The 22,208-nt window shown below is 71.5% G+C and carries 16 protein-coding genes; 10 read left to right on the forward strand and 6 right to left on the reverse strand.

The genetic code is table 11. The features are described 5' to 3' along the window. Positions 1-206: 206 nt before the first annotated feature. Together P3T29_RS16175 and P3T29_RS16180 are read left to right on the forward strand one after the other, a co-directional pair. Positions 207-1,670: an NCS2 family permease gene (locus tag P3T29_RS16175; protein ID WP_280717156.1), complete on the forward strand. Its 1,464-nt coding sequence runs from the start codon at positions 207-209 to the stop codon at positions 1,668-1,670. A gap of 432 nt (positions 1,671-2,102) precedes the next feature. Next, complete coding sequence (locus P3T29_RS16180) at positions 2,103-3,794, forward strand: hydrogenase maturation protein (RefSeq protein ID WP_280717157.1); 1,692 nt, start codon at positions 2,103-2,105, stop codon at positions 3,792-3,794. Between the two features lie 69 nt (positions 3,795-3,863). On the opposite strand, the gene P3T29_RS16185 is transcribed toward P3T29_RS16180, so the two are convergent. Together P3T29_RS16185 and P3T29_RS16190 are read right to left on the reverse strand one after the other, a co-directional pair. Next, positions 3,864-5,156 (reverse strand): MFS transporter, encoded by a 1,293-nt coding sequence (locus tag P3T29_RS16185; RefSeq protein ID WP_280717238.1) that lies wholly within the window; start codon positions 5,154-5,156, stop codon positions 3,864-3,866. 141 nt (positions 5,157-5,297) lie between these two features. Next, positions 5,298-6,095 carry an MHYT domain-containing protein gene (locus P3T29_RS16190; protein WP_280717158.1) on the reverse strand — a complete coding sequence of 266 codons (798 nt, stop codon included), beginning with the start codon at positions 6,093-6,095 and terminating at the stop codon, positions 5,298-5,300. A gap of 308 nt (positions 6,096-6,403) precedes the next feature. Here P3T29_RS16190 and P3T29_RS16195 point away from each other — a divergent pair, with 308 nt between their 5' ends. The 3 genes from P3T29_RS16195 (at position 6,404) to P3T29_RS16205 (ending at position 11,458) form a co-directional block, all read left to right on the forward strand. Continuing rightward, positions 6,404-9,241: a PKD domain-containing protein gene (locus P3T29_RS16195; RefSeq protein WP_280717159.1), complete on the forward strand. Its 2,838-nt coding sequence runs from the start codon at positions 6,404-6,406 to the stop codon at positions 9,239-9,241. A gap of 136 nt (positions 9,242-9,377) precedes the next feature. Beyond that, the gene (locus P3T29_RS16200) at positions 9,378-9,812 is read left to right on the forward strand and encodes a MarR family transcriptional regulator (protein WP_280717160.1); all 435 of its coding nucleotides are present in this window, start codon (positions 9,378-9,380) and stop codon (positions 9,810-9,812) included. A 149-nt stretch (positions 9,813-9,961) separates the two neighbouring features. After that, positions 9,962-11,458, forward strand: coding sequence for an MFS transporter (locus P3T29_RS16205; protein WP_280717161.1), 1,497 nt, complete (start codon positions 9,962-9,964; stop codon positions 11,456-11,458). A gap of 100 nt (positions 11,459-11,558) precedes the next feature. Here P3T29_RS16205 and P3T29_RS16210 read toward each other — a convergent pair whose 3' ends face one another. Further along, a complete protein-coding gene (locus P3T29_RS16210; protein WP_280717162.1) occupies positions 11,559-12,077 on the reverse strand; it encodes a GNAT family N-acetyltransferase in 519 nt (172 codons plus the stop codon). 44 nt (positions 12,078-12,121) lie between these two features. Between P3T29_RS16210 and thpR the strand changes: the two genes are divergently transcribed. Continuing rightward, complete coding sequence (gene thpR / locus P3T29_RS16215; RefSeq protein ID WP_280717163.1) at positions 12,122-12,712, forward strand: RNA 2',3'-cyclic phosphodiesterase; 591 nt, start codon at positions 12,122-12,124, stop codon at positions 12,710-12,712. Positions 12,713-12,746: 34 nt separating this feature from the next. Here the strand turns inward: thpR and P3T29_RS16220 are convergent, their stop codons facing one another. The 3 genes from P3T29_RS16220 to P3T29_RS16230 all read right to left on the reverse strand — a co-directional run bounded on the left by P3T29_RS16220 (position 12,747) and on the right by P3T29_RS16230 (position 17,154). Beyond that, positions 12,747-14,507, reverse strand: a complete 1,761-nt coding sequence (locus tag P3T29_RS16220; RefSeq protein ID WP_280717164.1) for a beta-galactosidase — start codon at positions 14,505-14,507, stop codon at positions 12,747-12,749. A 236-nt stretch (positions 14,508-14,743) separates the two neighbouring features. Beyond that, complete coding sequence (gene serC, locus P3T29_RS16225) at positions 14,744-15,862, reverse strand: phosphoserine transaminase (RefSeq protein ID WP_280717165.1); 1,119 nt, start codon at positions 15,860-15,862, stop codon at positions 14,744-14,746. 191 nt (positions 15,863-16,053) lie between these two features. Beyond that, on the reverse strand, positions 16,054-17,154 hold the full coding sequence (locus tag P3T29_RS16230) for a citrate synthase 2 (RefSeq protein ID WP_280717166.1): 1,101 nt from the start codon (positions 17,152-17,154) through the stop codon (positions 16,054-16,056). Between the two features lie 421 nt (positions 17,155-17,575). On the opposite strand from P3T29_RS16230, the gene pdxH reads away from it, so the two are divergent. From pdxH to P3T29_RS16250, 4 genes are all read left to right on the forward strand, one after another. Then, positions 17,576-18,199: a pyridoxamine 5'-phosphate oxidase gene (gene pdxH, locus P3T29_RS16235; protein WP_280717239.1), complete on the forward strand. Its 624-nt coding sequence runs from the start codon at positions 17,576-17,578 to the stop codon at positions 18,197-18,199. A gap of 217 nt (positions 18,200-18,416) precedes the next feature. Beyond that, positions 18,417-18,605: an FxSxx-COOH cyclophane-containing RiPP peptide gene (gene fxsA, locus P3T29_RS16240; RefSeq protein WP_280717167.1), complete on the forward strand. Its 189-nt coding sequence runs from the start codon at positions 18,417-18,419 to the stop codon at positions 18,603-18,605. 40 nt (positions 18,606-18,645) lie between these two features. Further along, positions 18,646-21,075 (forward strand): FxsB family cyclophane-forming radical SAM/SPASM peptide maturase, encoded by a 2,430-nt coding sequence (locus P3T29_RS16245; RefSeq protein WP_280717168.1) that lies wholly within the window; start codon positions 18,646-18,648, stop codon positions 21,073-21,075. Positions 21,076-21,284: 209 nt separating this feature from the next. Continuing rightward, positions 21,285-22,094 (forward strand): AAC(3) family N-acetyltransferase, encoded by an 810-nt coding sequence (locus P3T29_RS16250; protein WP_280717169.1) that lies wholly within the window; start codon positions 21,285-21,287, stop codon positions 22,092-22,094. Positions 22,095-22,208: the final 114 nt, after the last annotated feature.

Raw genomic sequence — 22,208 nt, forward strand, 5'->3', positions numbered from 1 at the left:
TGCACGACGGAGGAACTCATACTTGGGATTCCGGTCAGCCTCGGCGTGCTGCCCTGAACCGCCTGCCATGACTGGCCATGATTGGCCGACATCTGCCATGACCAGCCATGACTTGCCAGGACGGCGCGGTCGCTACCGGAGACCCGGCCACCGTCGCTCCGGGTACCCCTCCTCCTCTCCGCCCCCACCCGATGAGGACCCCCCGTATGTCTCCGCAGGCCCAGCCGACCGCAACGTCGCCCGAGCCGTTCCAGGCCCCGTCGCAGCCCCCGGGCGGCCCGCTGGACCGTTACTTCAGGATCACCGAGCGTGGCTCCACGCCGGCCCGGGAGATCCGGGGTGGTGTCGCCACCTTCTTCACCATGGCGTACATCCTGGTGCTCAACCCGATCATCCTGGCGAGCGCCGCCGACATGAACGGGAGGCACCTGAGCAGCGCCCAGCTGGTCACCGCGACCGCCCTGACGGCCGGTCTCACCACCCTGCTGATGGGCGTGGTCGGCAACGTCCCGATCGGCCTGGCGGCCGGTCTCGGGGTCAACACCATCGTGGCCCTCCAGCTCGCCCCCAGGATGACCTGGCCCGATGCGATGGGCATGGTGGTGCTGGCAGGTTTCGCGATCATGGTCCTGGTCGCCACCGGCCTGCGCGAGCGGGTGATGAGCGCGGTGCCGCTCGGTCTGCGGAAGGCCATCGCGATCGGCATCGGCCTATTCATCTGCCTGGTCGGCCTGGTCGACTCGGGCTTCGTCACCCGGATCCCGGACGCCGCGCACACCACCGTCCCGCTCCAGCTGAGCATCGGCGGCCACCTGCACGGCTGGCCCGTCCTGGTCTTCATCCTCGGGCTGCTGCTCACGCTGATCCTGCTGATCCGCAAGGTCCCCGGCGCGATCCTGATCAGCATCGTGGTGATGACCTGCGTCGCCGTGGTGATCGACCAGGCCTTCACCGTCCCGGCCGCCGCCTGGGGCCTCACCGTCCCGATCTGGCCCGGGAACCCCGTCTCCGCGCCCGACTTCGGGCTGGTCGGGCAGGTCAGTCTGTTCGGCGGATTCCAGCACGTCGGCGTCCTGACGGGCGTGCTGTTCGTCTTCACCGTGCTGATGTCCTGCTTCTTCGACGCGATGGGCACCATCCTCGGCGTCGCGGACGAGGCCCACCTGCTCGACGAGAAGGGCGACCTGCCCGGCATGAACAGGGTCCTGATGGTCGACGGCATCGCCACCGCCGTCGGCGGCGCGACCTCCTCCTCCGCCAACACCTGCTTCGTCGAGTCCACGGCCGGCGTCGGCGAGGGCGCGCGCACCGGTCTCGCCAGTATCGTCACGGGCGCGCTCTTCCTGGTCGCCCTCTTCCTCACCCCGCTGGCGACCATGGTCCCGGCGCAGGCCGCCACTCCGGCCCTGGTCACCGTCGGCTTCCTGATCCTGGCGAACTCCATCATGGAGATCGACTGGACCGACTACACCATCGCGGTGCCGGCCTTCCTGACCATGGTGATGATGCCGTTCACCTACTCGATCACCAACGGCCTGGGCATCGGCTTCGTGACCTTCTGCGTGCTGCGCGTCGCGGCGGGCAGGGCCCGGACGGTGCCGATCGCGCTGTACGCGGTGGCGGTGGTGTTCGCCTTCTACTACCTGATGCCGGCGCTGGGTCTGCTCTGATCCGGTCCTCTCCTTCCCGGCCGATACCGGCAGCAGACGGGCGGGCCCGTGGCGGAAGCCACGGGCCCGCCCGTTTCTGTCTTTCGCTGTCGTTCTCTGTCGCGCCACTGCCTCCATTTGAAGGTAGCTGTGTGCAGTATCCGGCCCGGTCGGGGGGAGTTGTCGGGGTGTTGTGCGAGGGTGGTGAGGGTCGGCCGTAGGGTCCGGCCTGCTGTTCTTACGCGTGCATGACCATGGTTGGATGGGGCGGCCCGGCCGGTCAACCGGTCGGCGGGCCAGGGCCGGCGGTCGCGGCTTCCGGTGCGGATCACGGTGCCAAGTCCGCTGGTGCGTACCGTCGTCGGCGGCTTTTCGCGGCCTGGGCCCGGGCTTCTCGGGGGATCCACGGCACTGCTGACACACGGCACTGCTGACACACAGCCGGAGGACACCTTGCGCATTCTGCTGATCGCCAGCGCGTTCAACAGCCTCACCCAACGGGTCCACACCGAGCTCAGGGCCCTCGGCCACACCGTGGGTGTCGAACTGGCTCTGGGGGACGAGCCCGTACGGTCCGGCGTGGCCCGGTTCCAGCCGGATCTGATCGTGGCCCCGATGCTCACCCGGGCGATCCCGGAGGACATCTGGTCCGGCCACACCGTGCTGATCGTGCACCCCGGCCCCAAGGGCGACCGGGGGCCCTCCTCGCTCGACTGGGCGATCCACGAGGGAGCGGAGGAGTGGGGCGTCACCGTCCTGCAGGCCGTGGCGGAGATGGACGCCGGGCCGATCTGGGCCTCCGTCCCGTTCACCGTCCAGCCATGCGGGAAGAGCGAGTTGTACCGGAACGAGGTCGCCGGTGCGGCGGTCCAGGCGGTCCTGCTGGCCGTCGAGCGGTTCGAGGGCGGCTGGTTCGTGCCCGAGCCGCTGGACTACGAGCGCTGGGACGTCCAGGGCCGGCTGCGTCCGTACCACGCCCAGGAGTTCCGGCGGATCGACTGGGCGGCCGACGACACCGCGACGGTGCTGCGCAAGCTGCGTTCGGCCGACTCCCAGCCCGGCGTGCTGGACGAGCTGTACGGCGCCGAGTACTTCCTGCACGGCGGGTACCCCGAGGACCAACTGCGCGGAGTGGCGGGCTCGGTGGTCGCCACCCGGGACGGCGCGGTCTGCCGGGCCACGGTGGACGGCGCGGTGTGGATCCCGCAGCTGCGTGCGCGGCGTACCCCCGGCGGTCCGGTGACCTTCAAGCTGCCCGCCGTGCAGGTGCTCGGCGAGCTGCTGGCGGGGGTGCCCGAGGTGCCGGTGTCGGCCTCGGCGGCCGTCGGGCGGGCCACCTGGTCGGAGATCCGCTACCGCGAGGAGGGATCGGTCGGGTACCTCGAATTCGCCTTCCCCAGCGGTGCGATGAGCACCGAGCAGTGCAGAAGGCTGCTCGCGGCGTACCTGGAGGCCGTTGCCCGTCCGACCTCGGTGCTGGTGCTCGGGCCCGCGCGGGACTTCTTCTCCAACGGCATCCACCTCAACGTGATCGAGGCGGCGACCGACCCGGCGGCGGAGTCCTGGGCCAACATCAACGCCATGGACGACCTGGTCGAGGCGATCCTCAACACCACCGAGAAGATCACCGTCGCCGCGCTGGCGGGCAACGCGGCCGCCGGCGGCCTGATGCTGGCCATCGCGGCCGACGAGGTCTGGTGCCGCGACGCGGCCGTACTCAACCCGCACTACCGGCTGATGGGCCTGCACGGCTCCGAGTACTGGACGTACACCCTGCCCCGCCGGGTGGGCGCCGAGCAGGCCCGCCGGCTGACCACGGCCGCCCTGCCGGTCGGCGCGGGCGAGGCCCTCGCCCTCGGCCTGGTGGACCGTACGGGCAGCGGCGCCGCCGCCGACTTCCGGTCCTGGACGACCCATGAGGCCGCCGCGCTGGCCGACTCCCCCGAACTGACGGCCCGGCTGCTCGAGAAGAAGCGCCGGCGCGCGGACGACGAGGCCGCCAAGCCCCTGGCCGCGTACCGGGCCGAGGAGTTGGAGCAGATGTGGCGCAACTTCTCCGACCCGCAGGAGCCGTACCACGCGCTGCGCCGCAACTTCGTGCACAAGGTCTGCCCGACCGCGACGCCCGAGCACCTGCTGGGGTGACGGGCTGAGTCGCGGAAGCCGCCGACGGCCGGGCCTTGCGGGGTGCGAGGCCCGGCCGTCGGCGTGGCCTCACCCCGCGAGGTGCTCCTGGCGGGCGGGCTCGGGGCTGTCCTGGGCCGGGCGTTGTTCCGGCCGGGTGAGGAGGTAGCCGGCGGCGAGGGCGAGCAGCCCGGCCGCGAGGCAGGCGAGGGCGCGGTAGGGCAGGACGGAGATCAGGGCCGCTCCGGCGGCGATGCCCACCGCCTGTCCGGCGGTGACGAGGAAGTTGTTGGCGCCGGAGACCCGGCCCATCAGTTCGTTCGGGGTGTGCAGTTGGACGGCGGTCATCGCGCCGACGATGACGAACGGCAGCCCGAGGCCGAAGAGCGCCGCCGCGCCGATGACGACCGCGTCCACGGGTAGGGTCATGACGAGCGCGGCCAGGCCGGCCAGGCCCAGGCCCAGCGCCGTCAGCCGACCGGGGCCGAGCCGCTTCAGTACGGTTCCGGCCGACATCCCGCCCGCGATCCCGGTGACGCCCATCGCGGTGACGATGACTCCGGTCCAGGTCGGGGGGTGGTGCAGGCCCACGGTCGCGATCGCGATGCCGAGCGTCTCGAAGAAGCCCATCACGAAGAGCCCCACGGTCAACGCGACGGCCAGCTGGCGCAGCACCGGTGTCCTGGCGAGGAGCAGGAAGCCCGCCGCGGTCTCCTGGCGCCAGCCGTCCCCGGACGGCACCGGCTGCTCCTCCTCGACCTTGATGAAGGCCCAGCAGACGACACCGGCCGCGAAACTGGCGGCATCCATGAGCGCCACCGCGCCGCCCCCGTACGCGGCGAGCAGGCCGACGCCGATGGCCGGGGTGATCAGGCGCTGGCCCTGGGTCAGGGCCTGTGACAGGCCGTTCGCCGACCCCAGCAGGTCCCCGGTGACCAGCTTCGGCAGCAGCGCGGACATCGCCGAGCCGGTGATGTCGGCGGACAGCCCGTAGAGGAACATCACGACGTAGATCAGCCACACCTGGTCGGCGTGGTGAACCTGCGTCAGCGACAGGACCAGCAGGCCGGTGGCCGAATTGCCGACCAGGATCAGCGGCTTGCGCCGGACCCGGTCGACCAGCACGCCGGTCAGCGGGGAGAGCAGGGTGCCGGTGACCAGGAAGAGCATGCACAGGCCCGCCTTCGAGGTCGAGCCGGTCAGCTCCTTGACCCAGATTCCGGCGGCCAGCCAGAGGGCGTAGTCACCGATCGAGCTGAGGGAGTTGCCCAGGAAGTACAGGCGCATCCGGGGTATCGCGAGCAGTTCGCCCATGACGGGGTCACCCTTCTGGAGCCGCCGGGTGTCGGAGGCGCCGGCGGTCTCGAACGGGGAGGCGAACATCACCGGTCCGAAGACTGCCAGCTCCGGCGGGACGGCAACAAGGGCTACGACTGTTCGCGGCGGTCCGGCGGGCGGCTTCCCGGACCACGTGCGAGTGCCCGGCCCCCAACTCCGTTGGGGGCCGGGCACTCTGCCGAGGACCTACCGCCGGGCGGCGAGCGGGGCGGCCGGGCCGAGGAAGACCGACTGCTGTTCGCCGGGTCCGCCCGGTCCGCCCTGCTTGCTCGGTGCGACGGCGAAGGCCAGCGCGCTGGAGAACACGTACGTGCCGAGTCCGACCGCGAGCGGGAAGACGAACTGGAGGGCCACCACGCCGCCGCCGGGTGCGGTGTGGTCCCCGTTGAGGTGGACCGAGATGGCCGTCATTCCGGTGTAGTGCATCGCGCAGACCGCGATGCCCATCACCGGGGCCGCTCCCATGACGGCTGCGGTGCCCTGGACGTTGAGTGCCGCCCAGAGTGCCGCCGTCGCGGCGAAGATCGCGATCGCGATCGACAGGCCGACCGTGACGTGGTCGTAGGAGACGGTGCCCGGCATCTGCATCGCGGCCATGCCGAGGTAGTGCATCGCGGCGACGCCGAGGCCGGTGGCCACGCCACCGGCCAGCAGGGCGCCGCGTGGGTGGTTGCTGTAGCCGACGGTGAAGATGCCGAGGCCGACCATCAGGACCGCGATGATCAGGCTGGCCACCGTGAGCGGGACGTTGTAGCGGATCTCGACGCCGGAGACGGCGAAGCCGAGCATGGCGATGAAGTGCATGCTCCAGATGCCGACGCCGAGCGAGACGGACGCGAAAGCCAGCCAGTTGCGCCGGGTGCGGCCTTCGGTGAGCAGAGCCCAGCGGGTGCTGCGGAGCGCCAGCAGGGCTCCTAGACAGGCGACGAGATATGAGATCGCGGGTGTCACCCAGCCGTAGACAGCGTGGTTGATGTGACCCAAGAGGAGACTCCCTGAGCGGGGCGGGGTGCACTGTGCCTGGTGCCGTGTTCCTGACAACGGGCACAGTAGCGGTTGACCCGACTGAGGGCAATGGTAGGAGATTTGGTGAACTCGCAGACCAGAGTGGGTTCTTCACGGTACGGGCAAGGAGTTCGCACGAAGTTCTGACGGGATGTACAGGCTCTACGACCTGGTAGGGCGGGGCTCGTCGGCGCTCGGGCCCAGAAAATCGATTGCTATTCTCCTAATAGCCTTAGAGATTACAAAAGCTTTTCTCGTACGCCGCTTCACTTCCGGGGGGAAAACTCGTGCGCCTGCCCCGCGCCATCGGCCTCACCGCCGCAGCCCTGACCGCAGTCCTCGGCCCGCCGGCGCCGGTGCCGGCCACCGCCGCGTCCGACACCCTGCGCGTCGACCGGACCAACGCCAACTGTTCCGACGGTGGCACGGGTTCGGAGTTCCAGCCGTACTGCTCGATCGGCGCGGCCGCCGCCGCTGCCGAGCCCGGTCAGACCGTGCGGATCGCGAAGGGCAACTACGCCGAGGACCTGCGCATCACGCGGTCCGGCACCGCGCAGGCGCCGATCACCTTCGTCGGCGACAACACCGAGCTCAAGGCCGCGTCGAAGCGACCGGCCCGGGCGCTCACCGTCAGCGGCGTCCACGACGTGGTCTTCCGCAGCCTCGGTCTGGGCGAGACGCTCATCGAGAACTCCCAGCGGATCACCCTCGACCGGGACGGGATGTACGCGGCCGAGGACGCCCTCACCCCGCTGCTGGAGGTCGGCGGCGCCAGTCGCGACGTCGCCCTGACCCGCAACAATATGACGAGTAGTCAGTATGCCGCCATCCGGGTGAGCGGCGGCGCGACCGGTACCACCATCAGCGACAACTCGGTGCTCCGCGCCACCGGTTCCCCCGTCTCGGTGGACGGCGCTCCGGGCACCACCGTCACCAACAACACCCTCGCGTACGGCTGCGGTCCGGGCATCTCGCTGACCGGCGGCTCGACCGGCGGCAACATCTACAACAACATCGTCGACAGTCACGGCGCGGTCCGCCTCGACGGGTTCCGTTGCCGAGACCAGGCGGTCGCGACCGAGCTCCTGGTCTCGGCCGACTCCGTGCCGGGCACCACGGCGGACTACAACCTGGTCCGCGCCACGGCTGAGGGGACGCCGTACACCTGGGCGGGCCGGCAGTACCGCACCCCGGCCGCGTTCAACGCCGCGACCGGGCAGGGCAGGAACGACCTGATGGGCGATCCGAAGCTGGTCGACGCCTGGAGCATCCGGCTGAAGGACTGCACGGTGGTCGACGGCAAGCCGGACCGGAGCAGCTGCTCGCCCGCGATCGACTCGGCGAAGGCCGACGCCCCCGGTGTCCTGCCCAGCGACCAGTTCGGCCACCCGCCGACGGACGACCCGTTCGTCGACAATCCGGGCCCCGGGTACCTCGACCGTGGCGCGTACGAGGTGCAGGACGAACTGGCCGACAACGCCTACCTGGACGTCGACCGCACCCAGGTCCCGTACGGGACGCAGGTGAACTTCACCGCCCGGGTGGGCCACCAGTGGCCCTCAGTCCCGCTCAGCTACGCCTACGACTTCGGTGACGGGACGAAGGAGACCTCCAACTCCCCGACCGTGAGCCACATCTACCGCGCGGCCTGCCAGTGTCTGCCGGAGCTGGTCATCACCGCCGGTGGCGGCCAGCAGGTGGTGGGCGGTGCCGACCCGATGAAGATCACCGAGCCGGGGCCGCTGACGGCGAACCTCTCGGCGACCGCCCTGCTGCCCACCTCGGCCTCGCTGTCCGCCGAGGCTCCGCTCACCGTCCTGGCGGATGCCGGGGCCTCCGTCTCGCCCTGGCCGATCACCGTTTACGGCTTCGACTACGGGGACGGCCAGAAGCAGAACGGCCTGATCGGCTCCAGCCAGAAGCACACCTACAAGGCGCCCGGTGACTACCGGATCACCGCCACCGTGACGGACAACCAGGGGCGGACCTCCAGCAGTTCGCAGCTGTTCCACGCCGCGTACGCGCCCAGTACCTACACCGCCGTCAAGCCGTTCCGGATCCTCGACACCCGGACCGACCACTACCCGGTCAGCAGCGTCCTCCCCCGGACGCTCGACATCCCGCTCTGGGGCGACGGCCGGCCAAGCCTCTCCACCGGCATGACGGCGGTGGTCCTGAACGTCACCGCGACGGGGGCGACCCAGGACACCTACCTGACGGTCTGGCCGGGCGGCCAGTCCCGGCCCGCCTCGTCCAACCTCAACGTAAAGGCGAGGCAGACCGTCGCCAACCTGGTCACCGTCCCGGTCGGCACCTACCAGGACCTGCAGATCTACAACCGCGCCGGGCAGGCCGACGTGATCGTCGACTTCGTCGGGTACTACCAGCCGAACGCGGGGCAGCGCTTCACCCCGACCGGCCCCAGCCGACTGCTGGACACCCGGCCGTCGAACGGGCAGGCGGACGTCAGGCTGACCGACGGCGAGAGCCGCAGCGTGCAGGTGACCGGGCAGGCCGGAGTGCCGAAGGGCGCGAGCGCGGTTGTGCTGAACCTGACGGCGACCGAGCCCAGCAGGGACGGCTACCTGACGGCCTACCCGCACGGTGACCAGCGGCCCGGGGTCTCCAACCTCAACTTCACCGCCGGGCAGACCGTCGCCAACCAGGCCATCGTGCCGATCGGTTCGGACGGGAAGATCGACCTCTACAACCGGGCCGGCGACACCCAGGTGATCGCGGACGTCTTCGGCTACTACAGCTACGACAGCAAGGGCGAGTTCACCCCGGTGACACCGACCCGGCTCGCCGACACCCGGCCGGGCAACGCGCTCGGCGGCGACGGCGCGTTCTCCGTCCAGGTCGGCGGCGCCGCAGGAGTGCCGGCGAACGCCACGGCGGCCGTGCTGAACGTGACCGCCACCGACACCACGGCGAGCGGCTTCCTGACCGTCTGGCCGGACGGCGGCCCCCGGCCGGCCACCTCGAACCTGAACTTCCGGGCGGGGCAGACCGTCCCGAACCACGTGATCACGCCACTGGGCGGCAACGGACGGGTGAGCATCTACAACCGGGCCGGCCGCACCCAGGTGATCGCCGACCTGTTCGGGTACTTCACCAACCGCTGACGACCCTCTGCGGCGGCGCGCCGTGCTCTGACGACGGCCCCCGAGACCTGGTCCCGGGGGCCGTCGTGCTGGGCGGGCGGGGTGGTCGGTGGTCAATCGATTTTCTTTAGCGAGAGTAATGACATAGGCTAAGGACATGCCCGAGATGTCCGAGGAGGACCTCGCAGCCGTCAGTCAGCTGCGGTCGTCCGCGATGCGCCTTGCCCGCCGTCTGAGACACCAGCGTGTCGAGGAGTCGCTCAGTCCTACCGAGATGGGGGTGCTCGGCACCCTCGCGCGGTGCGGCAAAGCCACGCCCGGCGAGCTCGCCAGGCGCGAGCACGTCCAGCCGCCGTCGATGACGAGGATCATCGCAATGCTGGAGGAGAAGGGGCTGGTGCGGCGTGAGCCGCATCCCGACGACCGCCGGCAGGTGGTGGTCAGCAGTACCGAGACGGCGGAGGCGATCCTCGCGGAGAGCCGCCGCCGGCGCAACGCCTGGCTGGCCGAGCTGGCCTCCGGGCTGAGCGAGGAGGAGTGGGCCGTGCTGCGGGAGGCCGCACCGGTCCTCTACAAGCTCGCGCACCTCTGACAGAGCGGCATCTCTGGCGGCGTGCCCCTGCCAGGGCATGACGTCATCGGGTTCGGAAGAAGGAGTACCGCATCACCGCAGGACCGAACAGTGAAACCAGTCGCGCGACCGCAACCCTGATTGCGGTCGCGCACCGAGGGGAGACCACCTTGACACCGCCGGCCGGCGCCAACGCCGCCATCCGTACCGACGACTCCACCACCGAGCAGGCAGCGCCCGTAGTAGCTGCCACCGCCGAGAGCCAGGCGCCCGCCCCCGTGGGCCTGCCGGGCAACAGCGACGACGACCCCTGCGAACGCACCGCGGCGACCGAAACCGCCGCGTCGAGCCCCACCGGGGCGAGCTTCACCCGGCCCAGAGGGATGTTCTCCTCCCTCCGGGTCCGTAACTACCGCTACTTCTTCGTCGGCCAGGTGATCTCCAACACCGGGACCTGGATGCAACGCATCGCCCAGGACTGGCTGGTGCTCAGCCTCACCGGCAGCCCCCTCGCGGTCGGCATCACCACCGCGATGCAGTTCCTCCCGATGCTGCTGCTCGGACTCTTCGGCGGGGTACTCGCCGACCGGATGCCCAAGCGCCGCCTGTTGATCGTCACCCAGGGCGCGATGGGCCTGCTCGCCGCAGGTCTGGCGGTGCTCACGGTCACCGGCGCGGTGACGGCCGGGCTGGTCTACCTCTTCGCGCTGCTGCTCGGCCTGGTCACGGTGGTCGACACCCCGACCAGGCAGGCGTTCGTCAGCGAGATGGTCGGTCCCAAGGACCTCAGCAACGCGGTCAGCCTGAACGCCGCCAACTTCCAGACCGCGCGGCTGGTCGGCCCGGCGGTGGCCGGTCTGCTGATCGCCGCCGTGGGCAGTGGCTGGGCCTTCGCGGTCAACGCGTTCTCGTTCGTCGCCGTGATCGGCGGCCTGCTGGCGATGCGTACCAGCGAGCTGCGGCCGACCGAGCCGATCGCCCGGGAGAAGGGCCAGCTGCGGGAGGGGCTCCGGTACGTGAAGGAGCGCCCGGAGCTGTTCTGGCCGCTGGTGCTGGCCGGTTTCATCGGCACCTTCGGGTTCAACTTCCCGACCCTGCTGTCGGGTTTCGCTTACGACACCTTCAAGGTCGGCGCCGGGCAGTACGGCCTGCTGAACACCGCGATGGCGGTCGGTTCGCTCGCCGGTGCCCTGCTGGCGGCCCGGCGCGGCGCGCCGAGGCTGCGGCGGCTGGTGCTGGCGGCGCTCGCCTTCGGCACGCTGGAGGTGCTGGCCGCCTTCGCCCCCGGGTACTGGTCGTTCGCCGTCCTGCTGACGCTGATCGGCGTCTTCGGGCTGACCTTCAACACCTCCGTCAACTCGGCGATCCAGCTCGCCACCGAACCCGCCATGCGTGGACGGGTGATGGGCCTGCTGGTGCTGGTCTTCACCGGCGGCACGCCGATCGGCGCCCCGCTGGTGGGCTGGGTGACGGCCTCCTACGGGCCGCGCCTCGGGCTGCTCGCCTGCGGCGCGGTCTCCGCGCTGGCGGCGGGCGTGGTCGCGCTGGTGCTGGCCCGGGCGGCGGACCTGCGGGTACGGGTCGACCTGCACCCCGGGCACGGCGGGCGCGTGGTCGCCGTCGTGCCGAGGATGGTCACCAAGGAGCGGCTCGCCACAGCCTGTTGACGTAGCGTCAGCTGAGGGAGGGGCGCGGGGGCTGAGCGAGAGTGGGAGACTGCGGGTCGCTGTCTTCCGGATTCGCGCAGTTCCCCGCGTCCCTACTGGGTCAGCCGATCCTGAGCTCCAGGATCTGGCCGGGCCAGCGGCCTTCGGGGCGGTCGAGTTCGAAGGGGTCGGTCGGGGTGAAGCCGAGGCGGCGGTACTGGTCGACCAGGCGGCGGTCGTCCCCGGCGTAGCAGTCGACCCGGAGCAGGGAGATGCCCCGGCGCCGGGCCTCCTCGATCGCGTCGGCGACCAGGGCCGCTCCGATGCCGGAGCCCGCTCGGCTGCGGTCGGTGACCAGGTTCCAGAGGTAGAGCTCGGGTTCGGCGACCGGCGTCGCGTATGACGGCACGTTCTCGGCCAGGACGCAGGAGCCCACGGTGGTGCCGTTCTCGTCCTCGGCGATCCGGACCAGGAAGTCGCTCGCGTAGGTGTGGATGCGCTCCACCGCCGCCGGGCGGCTGGTCCAGGGGCGGTCGCCCCACTGGCCTGTCCGGCCGAGGGAGATCAGCCAGGTCACTGCGTCGTCGAGCAGGCGGAGGATGTCGGCCGCGTCCGCCGGGCCACCGGTGCGAATCTTCATATGATCTTCCTATCGGTTCGCGGCGCCCGAGGGAAGATGGGTCCATGAGGCTGTTCGTGGCGGTGAATCCGCCGGTGGTGACGGTGCAGGAGCTGGCCGACGCGGTGGCGCCGCTGCGGGCGGGGTCCGAGGCGGAGCGGTTGCGGTGGTCCGGGGTGGACGGCTGGCACCTGACGCTGGCGTTCCTCGGCGAGGTCCCGGTGCTGGACGTGCCGCGCCTGGAGGAGGTGCTCGGGCGGGCCGCCTCGGAGCACGGGGTGCACCGGCTGCGGCTGGCAGGCGCGGGGACGTTCGGGGACCGGGTGCTGTGGGGCGGGGTCGAGGGGGAGACCTGGGCGCTGCGGCGGCTTGCCGAGGCCGTCCGGGCGGCGGTGGGCGAGGTCGGGATCGAGACCGACCAGTACGGCTTCCACCCACACCTCACACTGGCCCGGGCCGGCTCCACGCACGGGCAGCGCCGGGCCGTCCGGCGGTCCGCCGCAGGTGAGATGCAGGCGCTGGCGGCGCGCCTGGAGGGCTTCCGGGGTAGCGAGTGGGAGGCCGCCGAGCTGCACCTGATGCGGAGCGAGCAGCGCTTCGGGCCGTCCCGGTACAGCACGGTACGGGCCTGGCCGCTGGCGCGCTGGGAGGCCTGACGGGCGGTGGCTGGGTGTGGCGCGGCACGGGCGGCTACCTGCGGCGCAGCTCGACGGAGCGCGGTGCGGCGTCGCCGAGTTCGAGCAGGAGGAGCTCGTTCGCGCCGGGGGCGAGCAGGGGCTGCGGGCAGTACAGTGTGGCCAGCGGGGCCCGGGTGTCGTAGCGGCCGAGCAGGAAGCCGTTGACCCAGAGGTAGCCGTGGTGGCCGCCGGGTACGGCGAGGAAGGCGTCGCCGGTCTCCGTCAGGGTGAGGACACCCCGGGCGAAGCCCGGGCCGGGGGCGGTGCTGTGCTGGTGACCGAAATCCAGGGCCGGCAGTTGGTTCAGGTCCAGGGCCTCGGCGCGGCAGCCGTGCAGGTACTGGCGCTCGTGCCGGACGCCGGTGGTGATCCCCTTGCCCGCCGCGTCCAGCGGGCCGTAGTTGACCCGTCCGAGTGACTCCACCAGCAGCTCGGCCACGGCCCCGCCGGGCACCGTGACCGGTTCGGCGGCGACGCCGCGCTCCAGCTCGGCGGTGCGCCGGCCGTCCACCCACAGGGTCGCGCGGTCGCGCAGGCCCTCGACGGTGAGCGGCAGTTCGGGGCGCCCGGCGGGCACCCGGAAGGTGTAGCGGACCAGTCCGTGCACCAGTCCGAGGTCCTCGAAGGTGGGCGGGACGGGCGAGTCGGCCGGTGGTCCGAACGGGATCGGTGCGGAGTCGGTGAGTTCCACCGTGCGAGGGGCCAACACCGCTGGCAGTACCGGGAGTTCGTTGGTGCGGTCGTCGCGGTGGCGGGCTTCGTCCGGGTGCCCGGCGGCGAACTCCGCCAGTACGGACCGGAACAGCTCGAACTTGCGGGTGGGGGCACCGCGTTCGTCGAGTGGGGCGTCGTAGTCGTACGAGGTGGTGACGGGCTGGTACGGGGAGTGCGTCCACCGCGTCGAGTTGAACGGAGGGTCGGCGTGGTTGGCCCCGGCGGTGGTACCGAAGTTGGTGCCGCCGTGCGCCAGGTAGAGGTTGACCGAGGCGCCCGCCGCCAGGATCCGGCGCAGTGTGTCGGCGGCGTCGGCCGCGTCCCGGGTGTGATGCGGCTCGCCGAGGTGGTCGAACCAGCCGTTCCAGTACTCCATGCAGAACAGCGGGTCCTGCGGGCGGTGGCGGCGCAGCACCCCGAAGGCGCCCTCCGGGTCGGAGCCGAAGTTCACGGTGGCGAGGAGCCCGGGGACGGTACCGCCGGTCAGCAGGTGGTCCTCGGGCCCGTCCGAGGTGAACAGTGGTACGGTCACGCCGCGTCGGCGCAGCCCGTCCGCGAGATGGCGCAGGTAGGCGGCGTCGCTGCCGTACGAGCCGTACTCGTTCTCGACCTGGACGAGCAGCACGTTGCCGCCCCGGTCGTGCTGGCGCTCGGCCACGGCGGGCAGCAGCGCGTCGAAGTACCCGTCCACGGCGGCGAGGTACGCCGGGTCGCTGGTCCGGGCCCGGCGGCCGACCCGGGTGGTCAGCCAGCCCGGCAGGCCGCCGTTGTCCCACTCGGCGCAGATGTACGGTCCCGGGCGGACGATCGCCCAGAGGCCCTGGCGGGCCGCCTCGTCCAGGAAGCCGGCCAGGGCGTCCAGCCGCTCGAAGGCCCCGGGCCGGGGCTCGTGCAGGTTCCACGGGACGTACGTCTCGACGGTGTTCAGCCCCATCGCGCGGAGCGATGCGAGCCGGGCGGGCCACTGCTGCGGGTGGGTGCGGAAGTAGTGCAGGGCGCCGGAGAGGATCCGGAGGGGGCGCCCGTCGAGCCGGAAGCCGGCGGAGTCGTGGGTCAGCATGCCCACAGCTTGCTGGAGCACCCCGGGCCGGACCAGGGACCGACGCCCGGCGAGTCACCGGGTAGTCTCGGTGACCGTGGACCCCAAGACTCGTATGCGTATCGTGACCGGCGCCCTGGTGCTGCTGCTGGCAGTTGTGATCATCAGCTCGGTGATCGGGAAGTAGCCCGCAAGTAGTCGGTGGGCAGACGGCGAAGGGCCGCCGCTCCGAGGAGCGACGGCCCTGAACTACTGATTCACAGCGCTTCGACCACGTAGTCGACGCAGGCGGTGAGCGCCTCGACGTCGGCCGGGTCGATGGCCGGGAACATCGCGATCCGCAGCTGGTTGCGGCCGAGCTTGCGGTACGGCTCGGTGTCCACGATGCCGTTGGCACGCAGTGCCTTGGCGATCGCGGCGGCGTCGATCGACTCGTCGAAGTCGATCGTGCCGACCACCTGCGAGCGCTCCGCCGGGTTGGCGACGAACGGCTGCGCGTACGAGGACTTCTCGGCCCAGCCGTACAGGCGCGAGGAGGAGTCCGCCGTCCGGGCGACGGCCCAGTCGAGGCCGCCGTTGCCGTTCAGCCACTCCAGCTGGTCGGCCAGCAGGAAGAGCGTGGCGATCGACGGGGTGTTGTACGTCTGGTCCTTCGACGAGTTGTCGATGGCCGTCGGCAGGTCGAAGAACGGCGGGACGTACCGGCCGGAGGCGGCGATCTCGGCGGCGCGCGCCAGGGCCGCCGGGGAGAAGGCCGCGAGCCAGAGGCCGCCCTCGGAGGCGAAGGACTTCTGCGGGGCGAAGTAGTAGACGTCCGTCTCGGTGATGTCGACCGGCAGGCCGCCGGCGCCCGAGGTGGCGTCCACCAGGACCAGCGAGCCCTCGTCCGCGCCCTGCGGGCGGCGGATCGGCATCGCGACACCGGTCGAGGTCTCGTTGTGGGTGAGCGCGTAGACGTCCACGCCCGCCTCGGCGACCGGCAGCGGGTGGGTGCCCGGCGCGGTCTTGATCACCGTCGGCTCGGCCAGCCACGGGGCGGCCTGCACGGAGGAGGCGAACTTGGAGGAGAACTCACCGAAGTTGAGGTGCTGGGACTTCTCTCGCACCAGCCCGAAGGCGGCGATGTCCCAGAAGGCGGTGGAGCCGCCGTTGCCGAGCACCACCTGGTATCCCTCGGGGAGGGAGAAGAGGCTGCTCACGCCTTCGCGGACGCGCTCGACCAGGTTCTTGACCGGCGCCTGCCGGTGCGAAGTACCGAGCAGCGAGGGACCGGTGGCGGCGAGGGCACTGAGAGCCTCGGGGCGCACCTTGGACGGACCGCAGCCGAAACGGCCGTCTGCGGGCTTGATGTCAGCGGGGATCTGGATCTGGGCCACCCGCGCAGCCTACTGCCCGGGAAAGCGCCGCTGGTAGGCCGGTCCGCCCGCTGAGATGTGACCCTGCGTGCATCGGTCAACCGCCGTAGGGGCGCGGCGAACTGCGCGAATCGGCAGGCGACGGCGTGTGCCCTACCGGTTCGCGCAGGTCCCCGCGCCCCTACGTGGTTACCCGAACGAGTGACGCTGCGTCAGTGTGCGATCGAGTCGTAGCCCTCGATCTCACGCGGGCTGCGCGGGCCGGGACCGATGTAGCGGGCGGCCGGGCGGACCAGGCGGCCGGTGCGCTTCTGCTCCAGGATGTGGGCGGACCAGCCGGCCGTCCGGGCGCAGGTGAACATCGAGGTGAACATGTGCGCGGGGACCTCGGCGAAGTCCAGCATGATCGCGGCCCAGAACTCGACGTTGGTCGCCAGCACGCGGTCGGGGCGGCGGTTGTGCAGCTCCTCCAGCGCGGCCTTCTCCAGCGCCTCGGCGATCTCGTAACGCGGCGCGCCGAGCTCCTTGGCGGTGCGGCGCAGCACGCGGGCGCGCGGGTCCTCGGCGCGGTAGACGCGGTGGCCGAAGCCCATCAGGCGCTCGCCCTTGTCGAGGGCGTTCTTGACCCACTTGGCCGCGTCGCCGGTGCGCTCGATCTCCTCGATCATGCCGAGCACCCGGGACGGGGCGCCACCGTGCAGCGGGCCGGACATCGCGCCGACCGCGCCGGAGAGCGCGGCCGCCACGTCGGCGCCGGTGGAGGCGATGACGCGGGCGGTGAAGGTGGAGGCGTTCATGCCGTGCTCGGCCGCCGACGTCCAGTAGGCGTCGATCGCCTTGACGTGCTTCGGGTCCGGCTCGCCCCGCCAGCGGATCATGAAGCGCTCGACGACCGTCTCGGCCTTGTCGATCTCGCTCTGCGGCACCATCGGCAGGCCCTGGCCGCGCGCGGACTGTGCGACGAACGAGAGCGCCATGACAGCCGCTCTGGCGAGCTCGTCACGGGCCTGCTCGGCGGAGGTGTCGAGCAGCGGCTTCAGGCCCCAGACCGGCGCGAGCATGGCGAGCGCGGACTGCACGTCGACCCGGATGTCACCGGAGTGGACCGGGATCGGGAACGGCTCGGCGGCGGGCAGCCCGGGGTTGAACTTGCCGTCCACCAGCAGGCCCCAGACGTGCCCGAACGAGACGTGGCCCACGAGTTCGTCGATGTCGACGCCGCGGTACCGGAGGGCGCCGCCTTCCCGGTCGGGCTCGGCGATCTCGCTCTCGAACGCGACGACTCCCTCTAGCCCGGGTACGAAATCGGACATCAGACGGCTCCTTCAGTGATCCGTGCGCCGGGCGGCGATGGTGGGGCCGCTCCGGCTGGTTGACCGTTGGTGGTTGGCACTCGGTGCCAGACTCTCAGGCACGGAGTGCATTGCGCCATACACCACCACGGTGATGTTTCCCGAATGGCCGCTCGGTACCGCTCTGGCGTCCGACGACGGTGGCGGACTTACCGGAGAGAAGCGGAGGAATCCGGACAATCTCTCGTACGGCGGGCGGTGAAGCGGTGGCGAGACACCTTATCTCCCACCTGGGTTTGCCTGGACGTAGCGGTACCCGATGCTTGTCGTACGGGATGATGTTGGCGTGCCTACCGCGGAACGCCACCCGACACCCCAGCCCGTGCCCGCCGAGGACCGGCCCGTGCCCGCCGAGGCCCGGCCCGGCCCGGACCCGAGCGTGATGCGCAGGCATTACCAGCACGACGGTCTGGTCGAGGCGCAGCTCGCCGCCGAGCCGGTCGCCCAGTTCACCCGGTGGTTCCACGAGGCCGAACAGGCCGGGGTGGTCGAGCCCAACGCGATGGTGCTCTCCACCGCCGACGCCGACGGCCGGCCCAGCTCCCGTACCGTCCTGCTCAAGGACTACGACCGGCGCGGCTTCGTCTTCTTCACCAACTACGGCTCCCGCAAGGGTGCCGAACTGTCCGTCAACCCGCATGCCGCGCTGCTCTTCCCGTGGATCGCGCTCGGCCGCCAGGTGCAGGTCACCGGCCGGGTCGAGAAGGTCGGCCGGGACGAGACGGCGGCGTACTTCCGGACCAGGCCGCACGGCTCGCAGCTGGGCGCCTGGGCGAGCGAGCAGTCCAGCCCGGTCGGCGGCCGCGAGGTGCTGGAGCAGCGGTACGCCGACCTGGCCCGCCGCTACCCGGAGGGCGAGGGCGTGCCGGTGCCGCCGTTCTGGGGCGGGTACCGGGTGGTGCCGGAGACGGTGGAGTTCTGGCAGGGCCGGGAGAACCGGCTGCACGACCGGCTGCGGTACCTGGCCGAGGGCGGCGGCTGGCGGGTGGAGCGGCTCTGCCCCTGAGGAGGGGTATGGGCGGGTCGGCTACGTCAACCGCTGTATGGCTGACTAGACCGAGCTGATGGAGAGTGTCACTCTTCCGGGTCATTCTTCGGGGTCGGCGGCGGCGTTTCTGCCTGCAGCTGGGGAAAATCGGCCTTAATCGGGCGAACCCAGTGCCAGGACAGGGTGTCTGTGTTACCCCGTTTCCCCGCGCCTCAAGCGCAGAAACGAGACTTCCATGGTCGCCGCACTCGCCACCCGGCCGACTGGCACCGACACCGAGCTCGGAGAGGGCCTCCCCCCTCGGGCCTCACTCGCCGCCCTCGCCGCTCTGGGTACGGACACGCTCACCGCGCAGCTCCACCGCGCGCTGCCCGGCGGCGAGTCGGGCCAGGTGGCCGTCGCCGCGTTCAACTCCTCGATCTGACAGCCCGATCCAGACAGGCAGCTCAAGCCGGTAGTCGCTGATGTCCCGTCCCACGGTGCCCTTCTCGCAGTTCGTCGTTAAGGTCCACAGTCGCTGTGATCTGGCCTGTGATCACTGTTACGTGTACGAACACGCCGACACCAGTTGGCGTGCGAAGCCCCGCTCCGTCTCGGAGCGGGTGCTCACGGCGACGGCGGAGCGCATCGCGGAGCATGCCAGGACGCACCGGCTGCCGTCCGTCCATGTCGTACTGCACGGCGGAGAACCCCTGCTGGCCGGCCCCGCGCTGCTGCGCCGGGCGGCGGAGGAGCTCCGCCGTGCGCTGCCCGACGGGTGCGGGCTCGACCTGCGGATCCACACCAACGGGGTGCTGCTGAGCGAGGAGTTCTGCGAGCTCTTCGCCGAGTTGGGCATCAAGGTCGGCATCTCGCTCGACGGCGACAAGGCCTCCAACGACCGCCACCGCCGCTACGCCGACGGCCGTAGCAGCCACGGCAAGGTGCTCGCCGCCGTCGGGCTGCTCCGCCGCCCCGAGTACCGGCACCTGTACGCCGGCCTGCTCTGCACGATCGACGTCGAGAACGACCCGGTGGCCGTCTACGACGCGTTGATCGCCCTCGCCCCGCCCCGGATCGACTTCCTGCTGCCGCACGCCACTTGGGACACTCCGCCGAAGCGTCCGGCGGGTGGTGGTGAGACCCCCTACGCCGATTGGCTGCAGACCGTCTACGACCGGTGGACGGCCCACGGTCGTCCCGTTCCGGTACGCACCTTCGACTCCGTCCACCGCACCCTGCGCGGGCTGTCCAGCCTGACCGAGTCGCTCGGGCTCGACCCGGCCGACCTGGTGGTGGTCGAGACCGACGGCACCCTGGAGCAGGCCGACAGCCTGAAGACCGCCTTCGACGGCGCCCCCGCCACCGGCTTCGACCTGTTCGCGCACACCCTCGACCAGGTCGCGGAACACCCGGGCATGGTCGAACGCCAGTCCGGGCTGGCCGGGTTGAGCGCCGAGTGCCGGAGCTGCCCGGTGGTCCGCTCCTGCGGCGGCGGCCTCTACGCCCACCGTTACCGTTCCGATCGCGGGTTCGACAACCCGTCCGTGTTCTGCGGGGACCTGATGAAGCTGATCACCACCATCCGGGACCGCGTCGCCGCCCCGGTCAACCCGGCCGGCCCGGTCGTGCTGCCGGCCCAGGCCGCCCCCGCCGAACCGCCGCTCACCGAGCGGCAACTCGACGAGCTGGCCCACGGCTACGGCTCCGCCGAGGCCGTCCAAGCCCTGGCCGCCGCCCAACTCGGGCTCACTCGGAAGCTGTTGGCCGCCCTGGCGGCCGAGGCCGGTGACGCCGGCGAGGCGTGGTCGCTGCTGACCGAGCTGGACGCGCGCGCCCCGCAGGCCTTGGATGTAGTGCTCGGGCACCCGTACGTACGGGCCTGGGCCGTGCGCTGCCTGCGGCGTGAGCCCGGCGCCGACCTCGGCGGGCTCGCCGAGGTCGCGGCGGCGGCCGGGCTGCGCGCCGGGCTGGACGTCGACCTCGTGCTGCCCGTCCGGGACGGCGCGGTGCACCTGCCGACGCTCGGGCGGGTGCTGGTCGGTGGCGACGGCACCGCGCGGCTCCTGGGGACGGCGGCCGGCTGCGCCGTCGGTGACGTACGGGTCGGCTGGGACGCGCCGTCCGGCGGGCCCTGGCAGCCCGTCCGGCGGGTCGCGCTGGCCGGTGGCTGGACGGTCGCGCTGGAGGACACCGACCCACAGCGGGACAGCCACCAGTACCCGGTCGAGGACCGGCTGCCGGAGGCCGAACTGCTCGCCTGGGCGGGCGGACTGCGCGAGGCGTGGGAGCTGATCGGCCGCGACCTGCCCGGCTACGCCCCCGGGATCGGCGCCGGGCTCGGCACCATCACCCCGCTCCGCCCCGGACCCGCCGGGCGCGACGTCAGCGCCTCGGCCCGGCAGGCGTTCGGGGCCGTCGGCATCGCCCGGCCGGGGACCGCGCCGATCCTGGCGCTGCTGATCGCGCACGAGTTCCAGCACGTGAAGCTGGGCGCCGTGCTCGACTTCCACGACCTGCACGACCGCACGGACGAGGGCCGGTACTACGCCCCCTGGCGGCCCGACCCGCGCCCGCTGGAGGGGCTGCTGCAGGGCACGTACGCGCACCTGGCCGTCACCGAGTTCTGGGGTGCCCGGGTGCGGGCGTACGACGGGCTGCCGGGGGAGCCGGCCGAGCACGCCCGGTTGCAGCTGGCGACCTGGCGGGCGCACACCTGGGACGCGGTGGAGACGCTGCGCGGTTCGGGGGCGCTCACCGCGCTCGGGCTGCGGTTCGCGGACGGGATGCGGGCTGCCGTGGACCCGTGGCTGGCCGAGCCCGTCGGGGTGGCCGCCGAGCGGGCGGCGCGGCGGGCGGCGGCTTCGAGCCTCGCGGCCTGGCGGGCGGGCACCGACGCGTCGGTGCCCGGGTAGCGGGAGGCTGCCAGGCCGGAGCGCCCTTGAGGCGCGCTGCGGGCTGCCTCGAGAGTGATGAAGTGTCATGAATTCCGGGTGGGCAGGGCCATCGGCGGGGTTGTCATGGGGTGCCATGAAGCGCCATGAAGTGCTGTGTGACGCCGTCTGGTCACGGACTGCACGCGCCGCGTAACGTCGTTACCAGACGTCTGAGTTGAGGAGCCCCCGTGTTCGCTGCCGGGAAGCTGGAGCAGGACCTTCGGGAGCTGGGCGTATCCAGGGGCGACACGCTGCTGGTGCAGTCCTCGCTCCGGTCGGTCGGGCCGGTCGACGGCGGGGCGGAGACGATTCTCAAGGCACTGCTGAGTGTCCTCGGGGAGGAGGGCACGCTGGTCGTCTACACCGCGTCGCCCGAGAACTCCGACACCTCCCGGATGGCGCTCGCCCTGACCGACGGGCTGCCGCCTGCCGAGCTGCGGGCGCACCGCGCCACCATGCCGCCGTTCGACCTGGCGCGCACGCCCACTTCGCCGATTCTCGGCCATTTCTCCGAGGTGGTCCGCGCCCAGCCGGGGGCCGTCCGCAGCCGGCATCCGCAGACGTCCTTCACCGCACTCGGCCCGAGGGCGGAGGAGTTGATGAGCGAGCACGAGCTGGACTGCCACCTGGGCGAGCGCTCGCCCGTCCGCAAGCTCTACGACAGCGGGGCGAGGGCCCTGCTGGTCGGGGTGCCGGTCTGGTGCTGCACCGCCTTCCACCTGGCCGAGTACCGCCAGCCCGGCCAGGCCGGGCAGCGCTACGGCTGTGTGATCACCGACGGGCGGGGGCTGCGCCAGTGGGTGCACTTCGACGCACCCAGGCTGGAGGACGAGCACTTCGTGGCCATGGGCGAGGCCCTCGCCGACGACATCACGGGCCTGGCCACGGGCCGGCTCGGCGACGCCGACTGCTTCCTGCTGTCGATCTCCGAGGGCGTGGACGCCGCCTCGGCCTGGCTGGCGCGACGGCTCGCGGAGCGGGTCTCGGCAGCGGCGTGACCAGGCAGACCATAGCTTCGGGCCAATCCGAGTCGATAAGAATACTTTCTTGCCCGAGGCCGGTCGGCCCTTGCCTTTCCGGTTCCGGCCGCCCAGTGGCTGGTACGGCGGTAT

Source organism: Kitasatospora sp. MAP5-34, from assembly GCF_029894335.1.
In the GTDB taxonomy this organism is placed as follows: Bacteria; Actinomycetota; Actinomycetes; order Streptomycetales; family Streptomycetaceae; genus Kitasatospora.